We start from the raw sequence: 14,970 nt of genomic DNA, 5'->3' as shown, positions 1-14,970 counted from the left end.
GTTATAGCTAGATGAATCATCTATATACCAAAGACCGCTCGGGGCACCAGATCCGCCGCTTCCGAGGGAAGATCAACCAACGCTTGACCTGGTACCCTCGATGCACTAAGACGATTCATTTTGCTATATGAGGAGCCCACCGTGGCCGAGGCAGCCCGCGCACGCGAAACGGCGACCGTGCCCGTCCCCGCCCGCACTCGCGTCGGACGCCAGGTGCGAGTACCGAAGACCGCCGAACTGGTCGCCGCACACCTGCGCCGCCAGATCGTGCGGGGCGAACTCATGCCGGACGACGCGCTGCCGCCGGAGTCGGGCCTGATGGAGCAGTTCGGCATCTCCCGGCCGACACTGCGCGAGGCGTTCCGCGTACTGGAGTCGGAATCACTGATCACGGTCCGCCGCGGCGCCCACGGCGGCGCCCGGGTGAGCGCGCCCGACGCCGACGTCGCCGCCCGCTTCGCCGGCCTGATCCTCGAGTACCGCGGGGCCACCCTGGGCGACCTCTATCGCGCGGCCGCCCTCATCGAGCCACCCTGCGCCCGGCAGCTCGCCACCAAGCACACCGCGGACGACATCAAGCGGCTGCGGGACGCGGTGGCGGCCGAGAAGGCGGTCCTGGACGACCCGCTCGCCCTGGTCGAAGCACAGGACACCTTCCACGCCCTGCTGGTCGAGCTCACCGGCAACCAGACCCTGATCCTGCTGTGCAGCATGGTCCGCAACATCATCGACCGGGCCAACGCCTCGTACACAGCGGCCGCCGTGGACGCCGAGGCCCAGAGGACACAGGCGCTCAAGGGGCACCGGGCGCACGTGCGGATGGTCGGCCTGATCGAGTCCGGCAAGGCGGACGAGGCCGAGAAGCTCTGGCAGCGGCACATCTCCAGCGCCGACGACGTGGTGAACTCCGCCGGACCCAAGACGGTGCTCGAACTCCTCGACTGACCCCGCCCCGGCCCCGCTCCCCCGCGCCCGCCCCACCCCGCTTTCGGCTACCCCCTTGCCTCAGAGAAACAGTTAGATAATTATAGGAGTCGTACCGATTAGCGACGGGGTCCGGAGGCGACGGCCATGGCCGAACAGCGCAAGCCCATCTTCGACTGCGACCAGCACATGTACGAGGAGCGGGACTCTTTCACCCGCTATCTCCCCAAGGAGTTCCTCGGCGCCGCGGTCGCACCGGTGACACTGCCGGACGGGCGGGAGGTGATCCTCGCCGGCGACCGGATCGTGGTCTGTCTGGAGCCGGAGTTCGGGCAGGTCTACCGCCCTGGGTCGCTGAAGGAGATGCTCAAGGCGATGGCCTCGGGCAACCCGGAGGAGACCTACCAGTTCGAGCCGATGCACGAGTCGTACCAGAACCGCGACGCCCGGCTGCGGGTCATGGACGAGCAGGGCCTCGACCAGTCGATCATCTACCCGGGCGGCTGGGCCCTGGTCGCGGAGGAGTACGTGAAGGGCGTGGAGCCGCTCTACGCCAACTACCACTCGTTCAACCGCTACATGAACGAGGTCTGGGGCTTCAACCACCAGGGCCGCATCTACGCCCCGGCCCTGCTGTCGCTGCGCGATCTGCCCAGCGCGGTCAAGGAGCTGGAGTACGTCCTGAACCAGGGCGCCCGCTTCATCCTGCTGCCCACCGGACCGATGTACGGCCGCTCGCCGGGCGACCCGTACTTCGACCCGTTCTGGAAGCTGGTCAACGAGGCCAAGGCCAGCGTCTGCTACCACATCAGCGAGTTCTACTACAACTCGCAGGTGGCACCCTCGTGGGGTTTCGACCCGCACCCCATCCACTTCCGGATGTCGGCCTGGCAGTGGCAGAACACCTACGGCCAGCGCCCCGTCGAGGAGACGCTGTCAGCGCTGATCTTCGACAACCTCTTCGGGCGCTTCCCCGACATCAACGTCCTGGTCTCGGAGTTCGGCTCCGAGTGGGTTCCGCACTTCGTGCGCCACATGGACAAGAGCCGGGGCATGGGCCGCAACGGCCCCTGGATCGGCGGGCAGTTGGACGAGCGGCCGAGCCAGATCTTCCGCAAGCACGTCCGAGTGGTGCCCTACCCCGAGGACGACATCGTGGGTGTGGTCAAGCGCCTCGGCTACCACGAGTCCATCGTCATGGGCTCCGACTTCCCGCACGCGGAGGGCCTGGCGCAGCCGGCCGACTTCCGCAAGCTCATCGCGGAGCTCGACGAGTCCGCGCAGGACGACATCATGTACAACAACGCTCAGCAGCTGATCAGCCGCTGAGCGTCGTACGACCCCGCCTGGCGGCGGGCCCGGTCTAACCGACCAGGCCCGCCGCCAGGTTCGCGATGTCGGTGAGCAGTGCGGTGCCGCGGGGCGAGTTGTCGTAGCCGGCGAGCGGATAGCCGTTGCTCAGACAGGCGAAGGACAGGCCCGACTCCGGGTCCATGAAGCCCAGTTGGTAGGCCGCCCCCGCGCTGCCGAAGAGCGCCTGCGAGCCCGTCGACGGAAGGTTGCTCCCCGCGTCGGGGCCCGCCACCGTCACGAACAGTCCCATGCTGGTACGGCGACTGCCGCCGCCCCCGTAGATCTGCTCCCCGTACGGGTGATCGGTCAGCCTGATCCGGGTGCCCTCGGCCACCGCCTCCGGCTTCCACAGTCCGGAGTGGACCAGCGCCTGGAAGTAGAGCGCGACGTCGGCGGCGGTGGCGACCAGGGCATGGCTCGGCTCTCCGGCCGCCAGGACCTTCGGGTCGGACAGGTACCAGGGCCCCCAGGGGTCGGGTTCCTGGTCGTCGCCGGTGCGGTCGGTGGCGAGCATCGGGGCGACGCTGCCCGGCTGCCGGTCCACCGGGACCCCCAGCTCGATCGACGACAGGCCCAGTGGCTCCACGACCTGCTCGCGCAGAAAGTCGGCGAAGGCCAGGCCCGTGCGCCGCTCGACGATCTCGGCGATCAACCAGGCCGCCGAGGTGAGGTGGAACTGGAAGCGGCTGCCCGGCGGGGAGTCCAGACGCCAGCGCCCGAAGGCGGCGAGCCGCTGCTCGCGGTCGAGCATCTTCGGGTGTCCGAGGGGCGCGAAGGGGAAGCCCGCGGTGTGCGTGAGGACCTGCTCGACCGTCACCGCCTCCTTCCCGTTGGGCGCGAACTCCGGGATGATCGCGGCGACTTGCTCGCCCACGTCCAGGAGCCCGTCGCCGATCAGCTTCCACACCACGCCCGCGACGATGGACCGTCCGACGGACTGCAGGACGTACCGGGTGCCGGGGCCGGCGTCGCCGTAGGTCTCGACGGCCACCAGCCGTCCTTGGTGGGCGACGGCGACCTGCGCGGACGGCAGGGGGCCGTGCTCGACCTCCCGGCGGATCCTGCCCAGAAGGGTGTCGAGGCGGAGCGGGTCGACATGGTCAGGCACTGGTTCCTCCTTCGTGCGGTTCCCGCAGCAGGCGGCGGACGACCTTGCCGTTGGCGTTGCGCGGCAGGTCGTCCACGAACCACCAGCGGACGGGAACCTTGAACCCGGACAGCCGGGCGCGGGTATGGCTGCTGAGCGCCGCCGGGTCCGGAGGGGCGCCGGGATCGGCCGGCACGACGAAGGCGACGACGGTCTGGCCGAGCCGCTCGTCGGGCACGCCCGTCACCGCGGCGTCCGCCACGCCGGGATGCGCGGTCAGGACGGTCTCGACCTCCAGCGGATGGACGTTCTCGCCGCCGCGGATGATCATGTCGGTGCGCCTGCCGAGGAGGTAGAGGTAGCCGTCCTCCGCGATCCGGCCGAGGTCGCCGCTGTGCAGCCAGCCCTCGGTGTCGATCCGGAAGAAGTGGTCGGCGCGGGCGTGGATCTCGCCGACGCCGTCGGGCCCGGCGCCGGCCACCCTGACCTCGACGCCGGGGGCGGGCCTCCCCACCGAGCGCAGCAGTTCGGTGCGCCCCGCGACCGCTTCACGGTGGCCCTCGGGGGTGAGCACGCTGATCGGTGAGCCCTCGGTCTGCCCGAACATGTTGAGCATGCGGACGCCGGGCATCGCCTCGTACGTCCGCCGCAGGGTGCCGGGGCGGACGGGCGCTCCCCCGTACTGGAGGGTCCGCAGGGTCTCGTGGCGTGCCTCGCCCGCGGCCAGCAGGGTCTCCAGCATCGCCGGGACCATGCTGGTGTGGGTGGTGCCGAGCTCCCGCAGCAGGGCCCAGCCCTCGACGGTGAAGCGGGGCAGCCCGGTGATCAGAGCGCCGGCGGCGAGGGCGACGGCGATGTTGCCGAGGCCCGCGATGTGGTGGAAGGGCGCGCTGCCGCCGTAGAAACTGTCGGGGTCGAGCGCGCACAGCTTGCCGTTGACGCGGGCGCGTGCGGCCAGGCGCCCTTGGGTCATGGGGACGGGTTTGGGCAGGCCGGTCGTGCCGGAGGTGTGCAGGACGGCGGCGAGGTCGCCCGGTGCGGCCGTCAACTCCCGCGGGACCGGGCGCAGTTCCGGGACGATGTGCAGTCGCCGTCCCGAGAGGGCGGCGACCTGCCTGCCGAGTTCGGCGAACTCGCTCTGTGCCAGCAGGGTCTGACAGTCCGTCGCCTTCACCACGGTGGCGATCTCGTGCGCGGTCATCCGGACACCGAGCGGCGCGAGCGGATGGCCGGACCCCGCGCCACCGATCACCAGCGCGAGGGCGTCGGCGGAGGTGGCGACCAACGCCGGGACGGGCGCGCCGGGTTCGAGGCCGAGCGAGTCCAGCCAGTGGGCGGCGCCGCCGGCCCGGTCGAGCAGTTCGCGGCCGGTCCAGGTCAGGTCGCCGAACCGGGCGGCGGGCCGGGCGTGGTCGTAGGCGCGGCTCACCATGGCGGTCCAGCCGGCCGCCTCTTCGGCCTCCCCTGCGCCGCCCACCGGCGTCACTGCTCCAGGCGGGCCGCCGCGGTACCGGTGACCACCTCGACGCCGTCCTGGTTGACCGTGCGCACCAGGAAGTGGGCGACCGGGCCCGTCGGTGTGTCCTCGACCGAGTCGACGGTGGCCGTGGCCGTGAGGGTGTCGCCGGGCCGGACCTGGGCCTTGAAGCGCACTCCGTAGCGCAGCAGCGACTCGGTTCCGACCCAGTCGGTCAGGACCCGGCCGGTCATGCCCATCGTGAGCATGCCGTGGGCGAACACCCCGGGGTATCCCGCGGCCTCGACGGCGAACTTCTCGTCCGTGTGCAGCGGGTTGAAGTCTCCGGAGGCACCGGCGTACTGCACGATCCGGGTCCGCTTCAGGTCGTCGACCAGGATGCTCTCGCGGGTCTCGCCGACCTTGATGTCGTCCGCGCTCAGGCTCATCGGGCGTCCTTCGGGGTTGCGGGGCCCTCGGGCACGACGGCCACGGTGACGGCGCTGACGACCGGGCTGCCGTCGGCGTCCCGGTACTCGGTGATGCGCTCGCTGAACAGGAGACGGCCGGTGCGGCCCTGCTTCTCCCAGCTGCGCCCGAGGACGGTGTGCGCATGGAGCGTCTCGCCTGCGCGTACCGGGCGGTGGTACTCGAAGTGCTGCTCGGCGTGCAGTCCGCCGCCGCCCTCGGTCATCACCCCGGGGCCACGGCCGGACCCGAACCACTCCTCGTCCGGCTTCGGCCGCAGGTGGTAGTCGGGGTCGTAGTGGGCGCTCGCCATGGTGAAGGTGGGCGGGGCGAGCGCGCTCGCGCCCTGGTGGTCCGGGTTCTCGTCGCCGATGGCGCGGGCGAACATCATGATGTGCCCGGCCTCGACGGGGAACGGTTGCGCTGTCATCGTCATGAGCTCCTCGGTCGGTGCGCGGTCAGTACGGCAGGAACGCGTCGCGGGTGGCCTCGTCCGGGTCGAAGTCCGGCGGCAGTCCCTCGAACTTCGGCTCCCGCTTCTCCGTGAAGCTCGCCACGCCCTCCCGGAAGTCGGGCGAGCCCGCGAAGAACTCCATGGCCGAGTAGGAACGGGCGAGGGCGTCGGTGAAGGTGCGATCGAGGTCGCCGTACACCTGATGGCGTACGACGGCCATGGCGCGCGGGGAGCAGTTGCGGGCGATGTCCCGGGCGTAGGCGCGGGCGGCGTCGAGCAGGTCCTCCGGTTCGACGACGCGGCTGACGAGGCCGAGGTCCTTGGCCTCGTCGGCGTCGAAGACCCGCCCGGACAGCAGCAGGTCCAGGGCGTTCTCCAGGCCGATGACACGGGGCAGGACGAACGGCAGGTTGTACTCGCCGGCCAGGCCGCGCCGAGTGAAGGCGGTGGTGAAGCGGGCGCCCCGGGCGGCGAAGCGGACGTCGCAGATGAGCGCCTGGATCAGGCCGATGCCCGCGCAGGCGCCGTTGACGGCGGCGATCATCGGCTTGGGCAGCAGGCGCCTGCTGTACATGGGGACACGGGCCTGGAGGTCGAGGGACTGGCCCGGCTGGGAGTTCTGCGCCAGGCGCTGGACGTCCATGCCGGGACAGAAGGCCCTGCCCGCACCCGTGATGATCACGACGCGGACGGCGGGGTCGTTCGCGGCCTCGTCCAGGAGCGCGAAGAAGCGGCGCTCCATGGGGATGCTCCAGGCGTTCTTGCGTTCGGGGCGGTTGAGGGTGACGGTGGCGACGCCGTCCTCGTCGACCTCGTACAGCACCAGGTCGTCGTCCTGGGCGGGCTCGTCAGTCATCGCGGTCATCCTCCGTCAGCGGTTCGATGGGGTCGGCGGGGGCTATCGGATCGCCGACGCCCTGCCGCTCCCCGGAGATGGTCACCACCACCTGTCCGCGCGCGCAGATGCGTCCGTCCGCCATCACGTCGACGTCGGCGAAGTGCACTCTGCGGCCGCGCCGGACACAGCGCGCGTAGGCGACGGCCTCCCGGCCCCGGGCGGGGGCGAGGTACTGCACCGACATCGACACGGTGCTGAGCCGGCTGCCCTTCGCGAAGTCGTGTCCGGCGATCACGGCGCCGGCGCCTGCGGTGTCGATGAGGGCCGAGACGACTCCGCCGTGGAAGAGCCCTTCGTGCGCGGAGAGCGTCTCGGTGTAGGGGAGCACGATCTCGACGCCGTCCGGGTCCCAGCGCGTCACACGCAGACGGCAGTACCGGTTGAAGGCGACCCCGCGCTCCCAGCGGGCCCGGAACCATTCGCGGCGTTCGCGCTGTTCCTGGTCGGTGAGGGTCCTCGCCGCGACGGTCATCAGCACGGCCTCCGGTCTCGGCCTGACGGCCGATCCATATAGTTACATGAATATGATAGTTGAAGCAATCAGGCGGGTGTGATCCCAGCACTAGATGTATTATTTATATAACTCATTCTCCGTCCGTGAACAGAGGGAGACCCCGATGCCGTCGACCGCCCTGGCCGGGATCCGCGTCCTCGACCTGTCCCGCATCCTCGCGGCGCCGCTCGCCACCCAGATGCTGGCCGACCTGGGAGCCGAGGTGATCAAAGTCGAACGGCCCGGAGCAGGTGACGACTCTCGGTCCTACGGCCCGCCGTTCGCCGCCGGCACGGACACCGCCGCCTTCTACCTCTCCTGCAACCGCAACAAGCGGTCGGTCACGGTGAACCACTCCACCGCCGAGGGACAGGAGTTGATCCGCGCCCTCGCCACCCGCTCGGACGTACTGGTCGAGAACTTCCGCACCGGAACGCTGGCGAAGTACGGCCTCGACCACGAGAGCCTGCGCGCGCTCAACCCCGGGCTGGTCTACCTCTCGGTGACGGGCTTCGGACAGAGCGGGCCCTACGCCGAACGTCCCGGCTACGACGGCATCTTCCAGGCCATGTCCGGGATGATGAGCGTCTCCGGGCACCCCGAGGAGCCGATGAAGGTCGGCATCAGCATGGTCGACATCCTCACCGGCCTGTACGCCTCGACAGCCGTGCTGGCGGCGCTGCGCCACCGTGACGTCACCGGCGAGGGCCAGTTCATCGACCTGTCGCTGCTGGACTGCGGACTGGCCTCGCTGTCGCACTTCGCGATGAACTACCTGGTCTCCGGGGAGGTTCCGCAGCGGCGCGGCAATGGCGGGTACGGCGGGATCCCCTCCCAGGCGTTCCAGTGCGCGGACAAGCCGCTCTTCCTGGTCGCGGGCAACGACAAGCAGTTCGCGGCGTTCTGCGCCGCGGCCGACCGCACCGATCTGCTCCAGGACCCCCGGTTCGCCACGACCTCCGCCCGGATCAGCCACCGTGAGGAGATCCTGCCGGTGCTGGCGGCGATCCTGCGGACCCGGACCCGGAACGAATGGCTGGCCGTGCTCGACCGGCACGACGTCCCGGCGGGCCCGTTCAACGAGCTGCCCGAGGTCTTCGCCGATCCGCAGATCCGGCACCGGGAGATGCTGGTCGAGGTCGAGGACCCTGTGTCGGGACGGCTGCCGCTGCTCGCCAATCCGATCCGGTTCGCGGCGACGCCGGTCGAGGGGTACGCGCCGCCGCCGCGGCTGGGGCAGCACACGGCTGAAGTCCTCGGCGCGCTGGCGGGGGTGACGGAGGACCGGCTGTCGGAGCTGCGGGGGCGGGGGGTGGTGTGAGGGTTTCCCTCGCCCCCGCCGGACGGGCTGATTCCAGCCCCTCCGGCGTTTGAGGAGTGGGGGTCCGGGGGCGGAGCCCCCGCTTCAGCCGAGCAGCGTGCGCCCGCCCTCCAGCATCAGCGTCGCTCCCGTCAGGTACGCCATGTCGTCGCTGACCAGTGCGGCCACCGCCCGCCCGATGTCCGTCTCCGGGTCGCCCATGCGTCCGAGCGGGATGCCGGCCAGCACCTGTTCGGCCTTCTCCGGGTGGTCGGTGAAGTACGCCTGCGCAGCCGGGCTCAGCGCGGCCGGGCAGACGGCGTTCACGCGGATCCCGTACACGCCCCACTCCCGGGCGGCGACCCGGGTCAGTCCCCGTATCGCCTCCTTGGCCATCGCGTACGAGGCGAAGCCCACCTCGCCCTGCACCGCGGCGGAGGACCCGAGGTTGACGACGCTGCCGCGGCGGGCCCGCAGATGGGGCAGGGCCGACTGCATCGCGTGGAAGGTCGCCAACGGGCCAGTGCGGTAGGCGAGTTCGACATCGTCGTAGGACGTCTGCTCCAGCCGGCGCTGGACGGACGCCTGCGCGTTGTTGACGAGCACGTCGAGGCCGCCGAACTCCCGGACCGTCTCGGCCACCATGCGGTCGACGTCGGCCCGTTCGCCGACGTCCCCCACCACGGTGTGGGCCCGGCCGCCGCGCGCGGTGATCTCCTCGGCGGTGTCCTTGAGCGTGCCTTCGGTACGGCCCGTGATCACCACCGCCGCCCCCTCGGCCGCCAGGGCGAGCGCGATTCCGCGGCCCACGCCCTGGCCTCCACCGGTGACCAGGGCTGTTCTTCCCGACAACCGCGGCATCACGTCTCCTTCCAGAAGGCGCCCCAGGAGGGGAAGGCGGCGGGCAGCGCCGGTGCTCCGGCGCCCTCCCAGCCCTCGAATCCCACCTGTTGGGGGCGCTCGGTCACGTCCGCCGCATACCAGTGCTGCTCGCGGCGCCGGGTGAAGTACCACTCGCCGTCCACGCGCGCGTAGTCGTCGAGGTAGCGGATCGCCATCACGATCCACCGCTCCCCCACCTCGTGTTCGGCACGGCAGTAGACGGAACCGGTGGCGGTGTCACGGCCGGTGAACTCGATGCGGTGGCCGCAGATCTGGTGGACCGAGCGGTTGAAGCCCCGCACGAGGGGTTCGATGTACGCGCGCAGCGCGTCCCGGCCGCGGCCGTGGCGCCCCATGTCCACGTCGGCCGGGAAGCAGTGCACCCAGGCGTCGAGATCGCGGGCGTCCACGGCCAGTGCGTAGCGGATGGGCAGTTGCTGGACGGCGAGATGGGACTCGATGCGCTCGACGCGCTCCTCCATCGATGTCACGGCCGGGGTTCCTTCGGCAGACCGAGCACCTGCTCGCCGATGATGTTGCGCTGGATCTCGCTGGATCCGCCGTAGATCGTCTCCGCGAGGGAGAGCAGGAAGGAGCGCTGCCGGGTGTCGAGGCCGTAGTCCTCGCCGACGATCTGCCCGGCGGGACCTGCCAACTCCTGGGCGAGGTGGCCGAGTTGCTGGTGCCGGGTGGAGGCGTACAGCTTGGCCGTGGTGGCCTGGGCGCCCGGGGTGCGGCCCGCGGTGAGTTCGGCGATGGTGCGGAGGTTGGTGGTGCGCATGATGCGTACGGAGATCCAGGCGTCGATGATCTGACGGCGCAGCATCGGATCGTCGAGCGCGCCGCGTTCCCGGGCCCGGTCGATCAGTGCCTCCGCCTCGCGCTCGAAGGTGAGCTGCTGGGGCAGGAGGGTCGTGCCGCGTTCGATGCCGAGCGTGGCCATCGCGGTGCGCCAGCCCTGGCCCACCTCGCCGACGACCATGTCCGCGCCGGTCCTGGCATCCGAGAGGAACACCTCGGCGAACTCGTCCTGGCCGGCGAGATTGCGGATGGGGCGGATCTCGACGCCCGGCTGGTCCGTGGGCAGGAGCAGCATGGTCAGACCCTTGTGCCGGACCGAGTCCGGATCGGTGCGGGCGAGGACGTAGAGCCAGTCGGCGTGGATACCGAAGGACGTCCACACCTTCTGTCCGCTGACCACCCACTGCTCGCCCTCGCGCTCGGCCCGGGTGCGTACCGAGGCCAGGTCGGAGCCGGCGCCGGGTTCGCTGAAGCCCTGACCCCACAGTTCCTCGACGGCGAGGATCGGCGGCAGGAAGCGCTTCTTCTGCTCCTCGGCGCCCACCTTGAGGAGCATGGGGCCGAGCAGGTCGAGGGCGTTGACCGTGGCCCGGTAGGGGGCGTTCACGCGGGCGTACTCGTACTCGAAGACGATCTCCTCGAGCAGCCCGAGACCGCGTCCGCCGTACTCCCCGGGCCAGCCGACGCCCAGCCAGTTCCCCGCGGACAGCTCGCGGTCCCAGGCGAGGCGGACCTCCCAGGCGGCGCCGTCGGTGGGACCGCCCACGCCCCGGTGCCCGGCGAACTCGCCCACGAGGTGGTCCGCGAGCCAGTCCCGCAGCTCGTCGCGGAAGTCACGTACGGCGGGTCCGAAGTCCAGCTCCATGCCAACGTCCTCCTGAGGTTCAGATGCCGAGCCGGGCGGCCAGCAGTTCCCGGTGGTACGACGGCGGGCCGAGCAGCGCCTCGGAGCTCTTGGCCCGCTTGAAGTAGAGGTGCGCGGGGTGCTCCCAGGTGAAGCCGATGCCGCCGTGGACCTGGATGTTGTCGCCGGCGACCCTGGTGAAGGCCTCCGAGCAGAAGACGTGCGCCAGTGCGGCCGCGACGGCGATCTCCGTCTCGTCCCCGGCGTCCAGCGCCCACAGTCCGCCGTACGCGGCCGAGCGGGCCGACTCGATGTCCGTCAGCATGTCGGCGCACTTGTGCTTGATCCCCTGGAACGAGCCGATGGGCCGGCCGTACTGCACCCGGATCCCGGCGTAGTCCACGGCGGCGTCCAGGGCCGCGGCCGCTCCCCCGACCTGCTCGGCGGCGAGCAGGACGGAGGCGGTGGCGAGGGTGCGTCGCAGCGCGGGCCACGCCGTGCCCTCGGTGCCCAGCAGCCGGGCGGGGGTGTCCGCGAACTCCAGGCGGGCCTGTTTGCGGGTCTGGTCGAGGGTGGGCAGGGGGGTGCGCGCCAGACCTGGTGCGTCGGCGGCGTCGACCGCGAAGAGGCTGACTCCGGCGGGCGTGCGGGCGGCGACGAGGAGCAGGTCGGCGAGATGGCCGTCGGGCACGTAGGTCTTCGTGCCGGTCAGTTGCCAGCCGGACGCCGTGTCGTGTGCGGTGAGGCGGATGCCGGGCTCGTCCCAGCGGCCGGTGTCCTCGGTGAGCGCCAGTGTGGCCACCGTCCCGCCGGATGCGATGCCCGGCAGGAGGTCGCGGCGGGCCTGCTCGTCGTCGCAGCGCAGCAGGGCTTCGGCGGCCAGGGCGACGGTGGCGAAGTACGGCCCGCACAGCAGCGCGCGGCCCGCCTCCTCGAAGACGATGCCGATGTCGACGTAGCCGAAGCCGGAGCCGCCGTACTCCTCCGGTACGGCGAGGCCCTGGAGGCCCAGCTCGCCTGCCATCCGGTGCCAGAGAAGGTCGTCGTGGCCCTTCGGGTCGGCGGCGAGACGGCGTACGGCCGCCTCGTCGGAGTACTTGGCCAGGAACGACCGTACGACTTTGCGCAGTTCGTCCTGTTCCTGGGTGAAGGTGAGGTCCATCGCGACCTTCCCGTCCTCGGTGCGACGCGGCTGCCGACCGCTTGCCGCGCTCCGCTCGATACAGTTAGATAATTATAGTATCCGCACTGATTCCACCAGGAGCGCGACGTGACCGATATCTACGCCCCGTTCACGAGCCTGACCTTCGAGCGGCCCTCCCCCGGCGTACTGCGCGTCGTGCTCGACTCACCGAACCTCAACGCGGTCGATCCCAGGATGCACGGAGAGCTGGCCGACATCTGGCCGGTGATCGACCGGGACGAGGAGACCCGGGTCGTGCTGTTCCAGGGCGCGGGCCGGGCATTCTCGGCGGGCGGGACCTTCGACTCCATCGATGCCATGACCGGGGACTACGCGGTGCGTGCCCGGGTGATGCGCGAGGCACGGGACATGGTCTACGGGGTGATCAACTGCTCCAAGCCCGTGGTCTCCGCGATCCACGGCCCCGCGGTCGGCGCGGGACTGGTCATCGGCATGCTCGCGGACATCTCCGTCGCCGCCCGCACGGCGAAGATCGTCGACGGGCACACGCGTCTCGGGGTCGCGGCCGGTGACCACGCGGCCATCTGCTGGCCGCTGCTGTGCGGCATGGCGAAGGCCAAGTACTACCTGCTGACCTGCGAGGCGCTCACCGGTGAGGAGGCCGAACGGATCGGCCTGGTGTCCAAGTGCGTGGACGACGCGGACGTGCACACGGAGGCACTGCGCGTGGCGACCGTCCTGGCCGCCGGCCCCACCAGCGCGATCAGCTGGACCAAGCGGTCCCTGAACCACTGGTACCGCACCGCGCAGCCGATCTTCGAGGCCTCCCTCGGGCTGGAGTTCTTCGGGTTCGGCGGACACGAGGTCGTCGAGGGACTGGCCGCCCACCGCGACAAGCGCACCCCGGACTTCGAGGGCGTGGGCGGCAAGCACCCGCTCGAACTCTGACCACCCACGAGAGGAACCGACCGATCATGACGCCGGAACAGATCACCACCGAAGTCCCGCCGCTGGTCAAGGGGTTGACGTACGAGGAGATGCCGGTCGGGCAGGTCTTCCGGACCGCCCGCCGGACCGTCACCGAGACCGACCTGGTCAACTTCGTCACCTGGGGCGGCTTCACCGAGCCCCTCTTCTGGGACGCCACGCACGCGGCGGAGGGCGGGTACACCGGCCGGCTGGTCCCGGGCGGCCTGACGTACTGCCTCGCCGAGGGTCTCGTGCTGCAGACGAACGTGCTGCACGGCACGGGTCTCGCCTTTCTGCACATGGAGCTGACCGTGCGGGGGCCGGTGTATGTCGGGGACACGCTGCACGCGATCGTGGAGACGACGGGCTGCCGCCCCTCCAGCAAGCCCGGCCGGGGCGTGGTGACCAGCCGGATCACCGTACGCAACCAGCGGGACGAGGACGTCCTGGTCTACTGCCCGGTACGGCTCATCCGTGGCCGCGACTACGAGGCGCCGACGCCCTGACTCCCGGGTACGAGGGACAGCCCGCCCTTCGGACAGGTGCCGGGCGCCGCGGCAAACGCTCCCCCGTGCACCCAGTCCGACGGCATCGGGGGGCCCGGCGCGACCTCGTGGTCCGGGACCGCCATCGCGTACAGGCGGGTGTAGCGGAACTTCGCTTCCAGGTTGTCGAGGACCGACCAGTACTCGTAGCCGCACACCTCCACCCCGGCGGCGACGATGCCCGCCAGCCAGGACAGACGGGCGCGGAGCAGGGCGCGGCGCCGGGTGTCGTCGCTGTGGCCGGTGTCGTCGACGAGGTCCAGGTCGCCCATGCCGTTGTCGACGACGGACAGCGGGGGCAGCTCGTCGCCGTACAGCTCGTACAGGCCCGCGACGGCGTCGGCGAGGCCCTCGGGGATGATGGGCCAGCCGTAGGCGGTCGTCTCGACGTCGTCGAAGGGGACGATGGCGAAGCCGAGACCCACGAGCAGGCGGTTGACCTCGTTGAGGGCGCTGCGGCACTTGGTGGTCGGCAGCACGCGGGGCAGGTTCTCCGGCGCGGTGACCCGGAACGGGGTATGCCAGGACAGTCCCAGCAGGTCCTGGGGGGTCGCGATGACCTCCAGGTCGCCGGGGCGTACGCAGCCGGTTTCCGGTACGGGCGCGACGTCGTCCTCCGTCACCATGTGTGCGCCGAGCAGCAGGGGGTCGAGGAACAGCCGGTTGGTCCAGCTCTCCAGGCGTTCCAGCGCGAGCCGGTCGTAGGGGTCGTCGGTGGCCGCGTAGCCGCCGACGAGGGTGATCGTCGTGCCGATCCGCCCCCTGACGCCCGCCGACCGAAGGGCCCGGGTGGCGAGTCCGTTGGCGAGCAGAATGTGGTGGACGGCGGGCAGTCCGGCGCGGCCCGCGCCCCGGCCCGGTGAGTACATTCCGGCCACATGGTCCGCAAGAGTGGGGCCGGCCAGGTCGGTGGAGGTGATCCAGCGCTCCACCCGGTCACCGAAGCGACGGCCCAGTTCGGCCGCGTACCCGGCGAAGTGTTCGGCGGTGTCGCGGGTGAGCCAGCCGCCGGCGGCGTCCAGCCAGGGCGGCAGCGTGCGGTCGAACAGGGTGAGCGCGGGCCGTGTCCCCTGGGCGAGCAGGGCGTCCAGTGCGCGGTCGCAGCGGTCCAGCGCGGCCAGGTCCCAGCTGCCGGGGCCGTCGGGCTGGAGCCGTGGCCATCCGGCGACCATGCGGTGGGTGTCCGCGGTGACGCCGAGCAGCTGGCGGATGTCGTCGGTCCACTGCCGGAAGTGTCCGCCACGCTCGGGCGGGGGCGGCAGCGGGGCCGCGATGGTGTCCGCGGTGGCGACCCCCCAGTCGACACCGCGAAGGGATTCGTGCAGGAAACCATCGCTCATGGTTTACCGTCC

General features: G+C 70.9%; 16 protein-coding genes. 5 read left to right on the top strand and 11 right to left on the bottom strand.

All coding sequences use genetic code 11. The features are described 5' to 3' along the window. Positions 1-141 precede the first annotated feature (141 nt). On the top strand, positions 142-945 hold the full coding sequence (locus OHT57_RS42890) for a FadR/GntR family transcriptional regulator (protein WP_328752369.1): 804 nt from the start codon (positions 142-144) through the stop codon (positions 943-945). A 126-nt stretch (positions 946-1,071) separates the two neighbouring features. Further along, positions 1,072-2,253, top strand: a complete 1,182-nt coding sequence (locus OHT57_RS42885) for an amidohydrolase family protein (RefSeq protein WP_328752367.1) — start codon at positions 1,072-1,074, stop codon at positions 2,251-2,253. A gap of 34 nt (positions 2,254-2,287) precedes the next feature. Here the strand turns inward: OHT57_RS42885 and OHT57_RS42880 are convergent, their stop codons facing one another. From OHT57_RS42880 to OHT57_RS42855, 6 genes are read right to left on the bottom strand one after another with little or no spacing between them, the layout of a single operon-like run. Next, positions 2,288-3,385, bottom strand: coding sequence for a serine hydrolase domain-containing protein (locus tag OHT57_RS42880; protein ID WP_328752366.1), 1,098 nt, complete (start codon positions 3,383-3,385; stop codon positions 2,288-2,290). Further along, on the bottom strand, positions 3,378-4,841 hold the full coding sequence (locus OHT57_RS42875) for a class I adenylate-forming enzyme family protein (RefSeq protein WP_328752365.1): 1,464 nt from the start codon (positions 4,839-4,841) through the stop codon (positions 3,378-3,380). Before OHT57_RS42875 ends, OHT57_RS42880 begins: the two co-directional genes overlap by 8 nt. A gap of 5 nt (positions 4,842-4,846) precedes the next feature. After that, positions 4,847-5,269 carry a MaoC family dehydratase gene (locus tag OHT57_RS42870; RefSeq protein ID WP_328752364.1) on the bottom strand — a complete coding sequence of 141 codons (423 nt, stop codon included), beginning with the start codon at positions 5,267-5,269 and terminating at the stop codon, positions 4,847-4,849. Then, entirely contained in the window at positions 5,266-5,718 is a 453-nt protein-coding gene (locus OHT57_RS42865; protein ID WP_328752363.1) for an FAS1-like dehydratase domain-containing protein, read from the bottom strand. Before OHT57_RS42865 ends, OHT57_RS42870 begins: the two co-directional genes overlap by 4 nt. 28 nt (positions 5,719-5,746) lie before the next feature. Continuing rightward, complete coding sequence (locus OHT57_RS42860; RefSeq protein WP_328752362.1) at positions 5,747-6,598, bottom strand: enoyl-CoA hydratase-related protein; 852 nt, start codon at positions 6,596-6,598, stop codon at positions 5,747-5,749. Next, complete coding sequence (locus OHT57_RS42855) at positions 6,591-7,112, bottom strand: PaaI family thioesterase (RefSeq protein WP_328752361.1); 522 nt, start codon at positions 7,110-7,112, stop codon at positions 6,591-6,593. Before OHT57_RS42855 ends, OHT57_RS42860 begins: the two co-directional genes overlap by 8 nt. A 145-nt stretch (positions 7,113-7,257) precedes the next feature. Here OHT57_RS42855 and OHT57_RS42850 point away from each other — a divergent pair, with 145 nt between their 5' ends. After that, positions 7,258-8,454: a CaiB/BaiF CoA transferase family protein gene (locus OHT57_RS42850; protein WP_328752360.1), complete on the top strand. Its 1,197-nt coding sequence runs from the start codon at positions 7,258-7,260 to the stop codon at positions 8,452-8,454. A gap of 84 nt (positions 8,455-8,538) precedes the next feature. Here the strand turns inward: OHT57_RS42850 and OHT57_RS42845 are convergent, their stop codons facing one another. The 4 genes from OHT57_RS42845 to OHT57_RS42830 are packed head-to-tail and all read right to left on the bottom strand — an operon-like array spanning position 8,539 to position 12,122. Further along, a complete protein-coding gene (locus OHT57_RS42845) occupies positions 8,539-9,294 on the bottom strand; it encodes an SDR family NAD(P)-dependent oxidoreductase (protein ID WP_328752359.1) in 756 nt (251 codons plus the stop codon). Next, positions 9,294-9,797: a nuclear transport factor 2 family protein gene (locus OHT57_RS42840; protein ID WP_328753490.1), complete on the bottom strand. Its 504-nt coding sequence runs from the start codon at positions 9,795-9,797 to the stop codon at positions 9,294-9,296. Before OHT57_RS42840 ends, OHT57_RS42845 begins: the two co-directional genes overlap by 1 nt. A 5-nt stretch (positions 9,798-9,802) precedes the next feature. Further along, positions 9,803-10,981, bottom strand: coding sequence for an acyl-CoA dehydrogenase family protein (locus OHT57_RS42835; protein ID WP_328752358.1), 1,179 nt, complete (start codon positions 10,979-10,981; stop codon positions 9,803-9,805). A 19-nt stretch (positions 10,982-11,000) separates the two neighbouring features. Beyond that, positions 11,001-12,122 (bottom strand): acyl-CoA dehydrogenase family protein, encoded by a 1,122-nt coding sequence (locus OHT57_RS42830; RefSeq protein ID WP_328752357.1) that lies wholly within the window; start codon positions 12,120-12,122, stop codon positions 11,001-11,003. A gap of 108 nt (positions 12,123-12,230) precedes the next feature. On the opposite strand from OHT57_RS42830, the gene OHT57_RS42825 reads away from it, so the two are divergent. Continuing rightward, positions 12,231-13,052 (top strand): enoyl-CoA hydratase/isomerase family protein, encoded by an 822-nt coding sequence (locus tag OHT57_RS42825; RefSeq protein ID WP_328752356.1) that lies wholly within the window; start codon positions 12,231-12,233, stop codon positions 13,050-13,052. A 26-nt stretch (positions 13,053-13,078) separates the two neighbouring features. Further along, positions 13,079-13,579, top strand: coding sequence for a MaoC family dehydratase (locus tag OHT57_RS42820; RefSeq protein WP_328752355.1), 501 nt, complete (start codon positions 13,079-13,081; stop codon positions 13,577-13,579). Here the strand turns inward: OHT57_RS42820 and OHT57_RS42815 are convergent. After that, positions 13,558-14,958 carry a glycoside hydrolase family 1 protein gene (locus tag OHT57_RS42815; RefSeq protein WP_328752354.1) on the bottom strand — a complete coding sequence of 467 codons (1,401 nt, stop codon included), beginning with the start codon at positions 14,956-14,958 and terminating at the stop codon, positions 13,558-13,560. The genes OHT57_RS42820 and OHT57_RS42815 overlap by 22 nt on opposite strands. Positions 14,959-14,970: the final 12 nt, after the last annotated feature.

The sequence above is a fragment of the Streptomyces sp. NBC_00285 genome, from assembly GCF_036174265.1.
Lineage (GTDB): Bacteria > Actinomycetota > Actinomycetes > Streptomycetales > Streptomycetaceae > Streptomyces.
The sequence above is the reverse complement of the archived record's forward strand: the minus strand, read 5'-3'. Positions and strand labels throughout refer to the sequence as shown.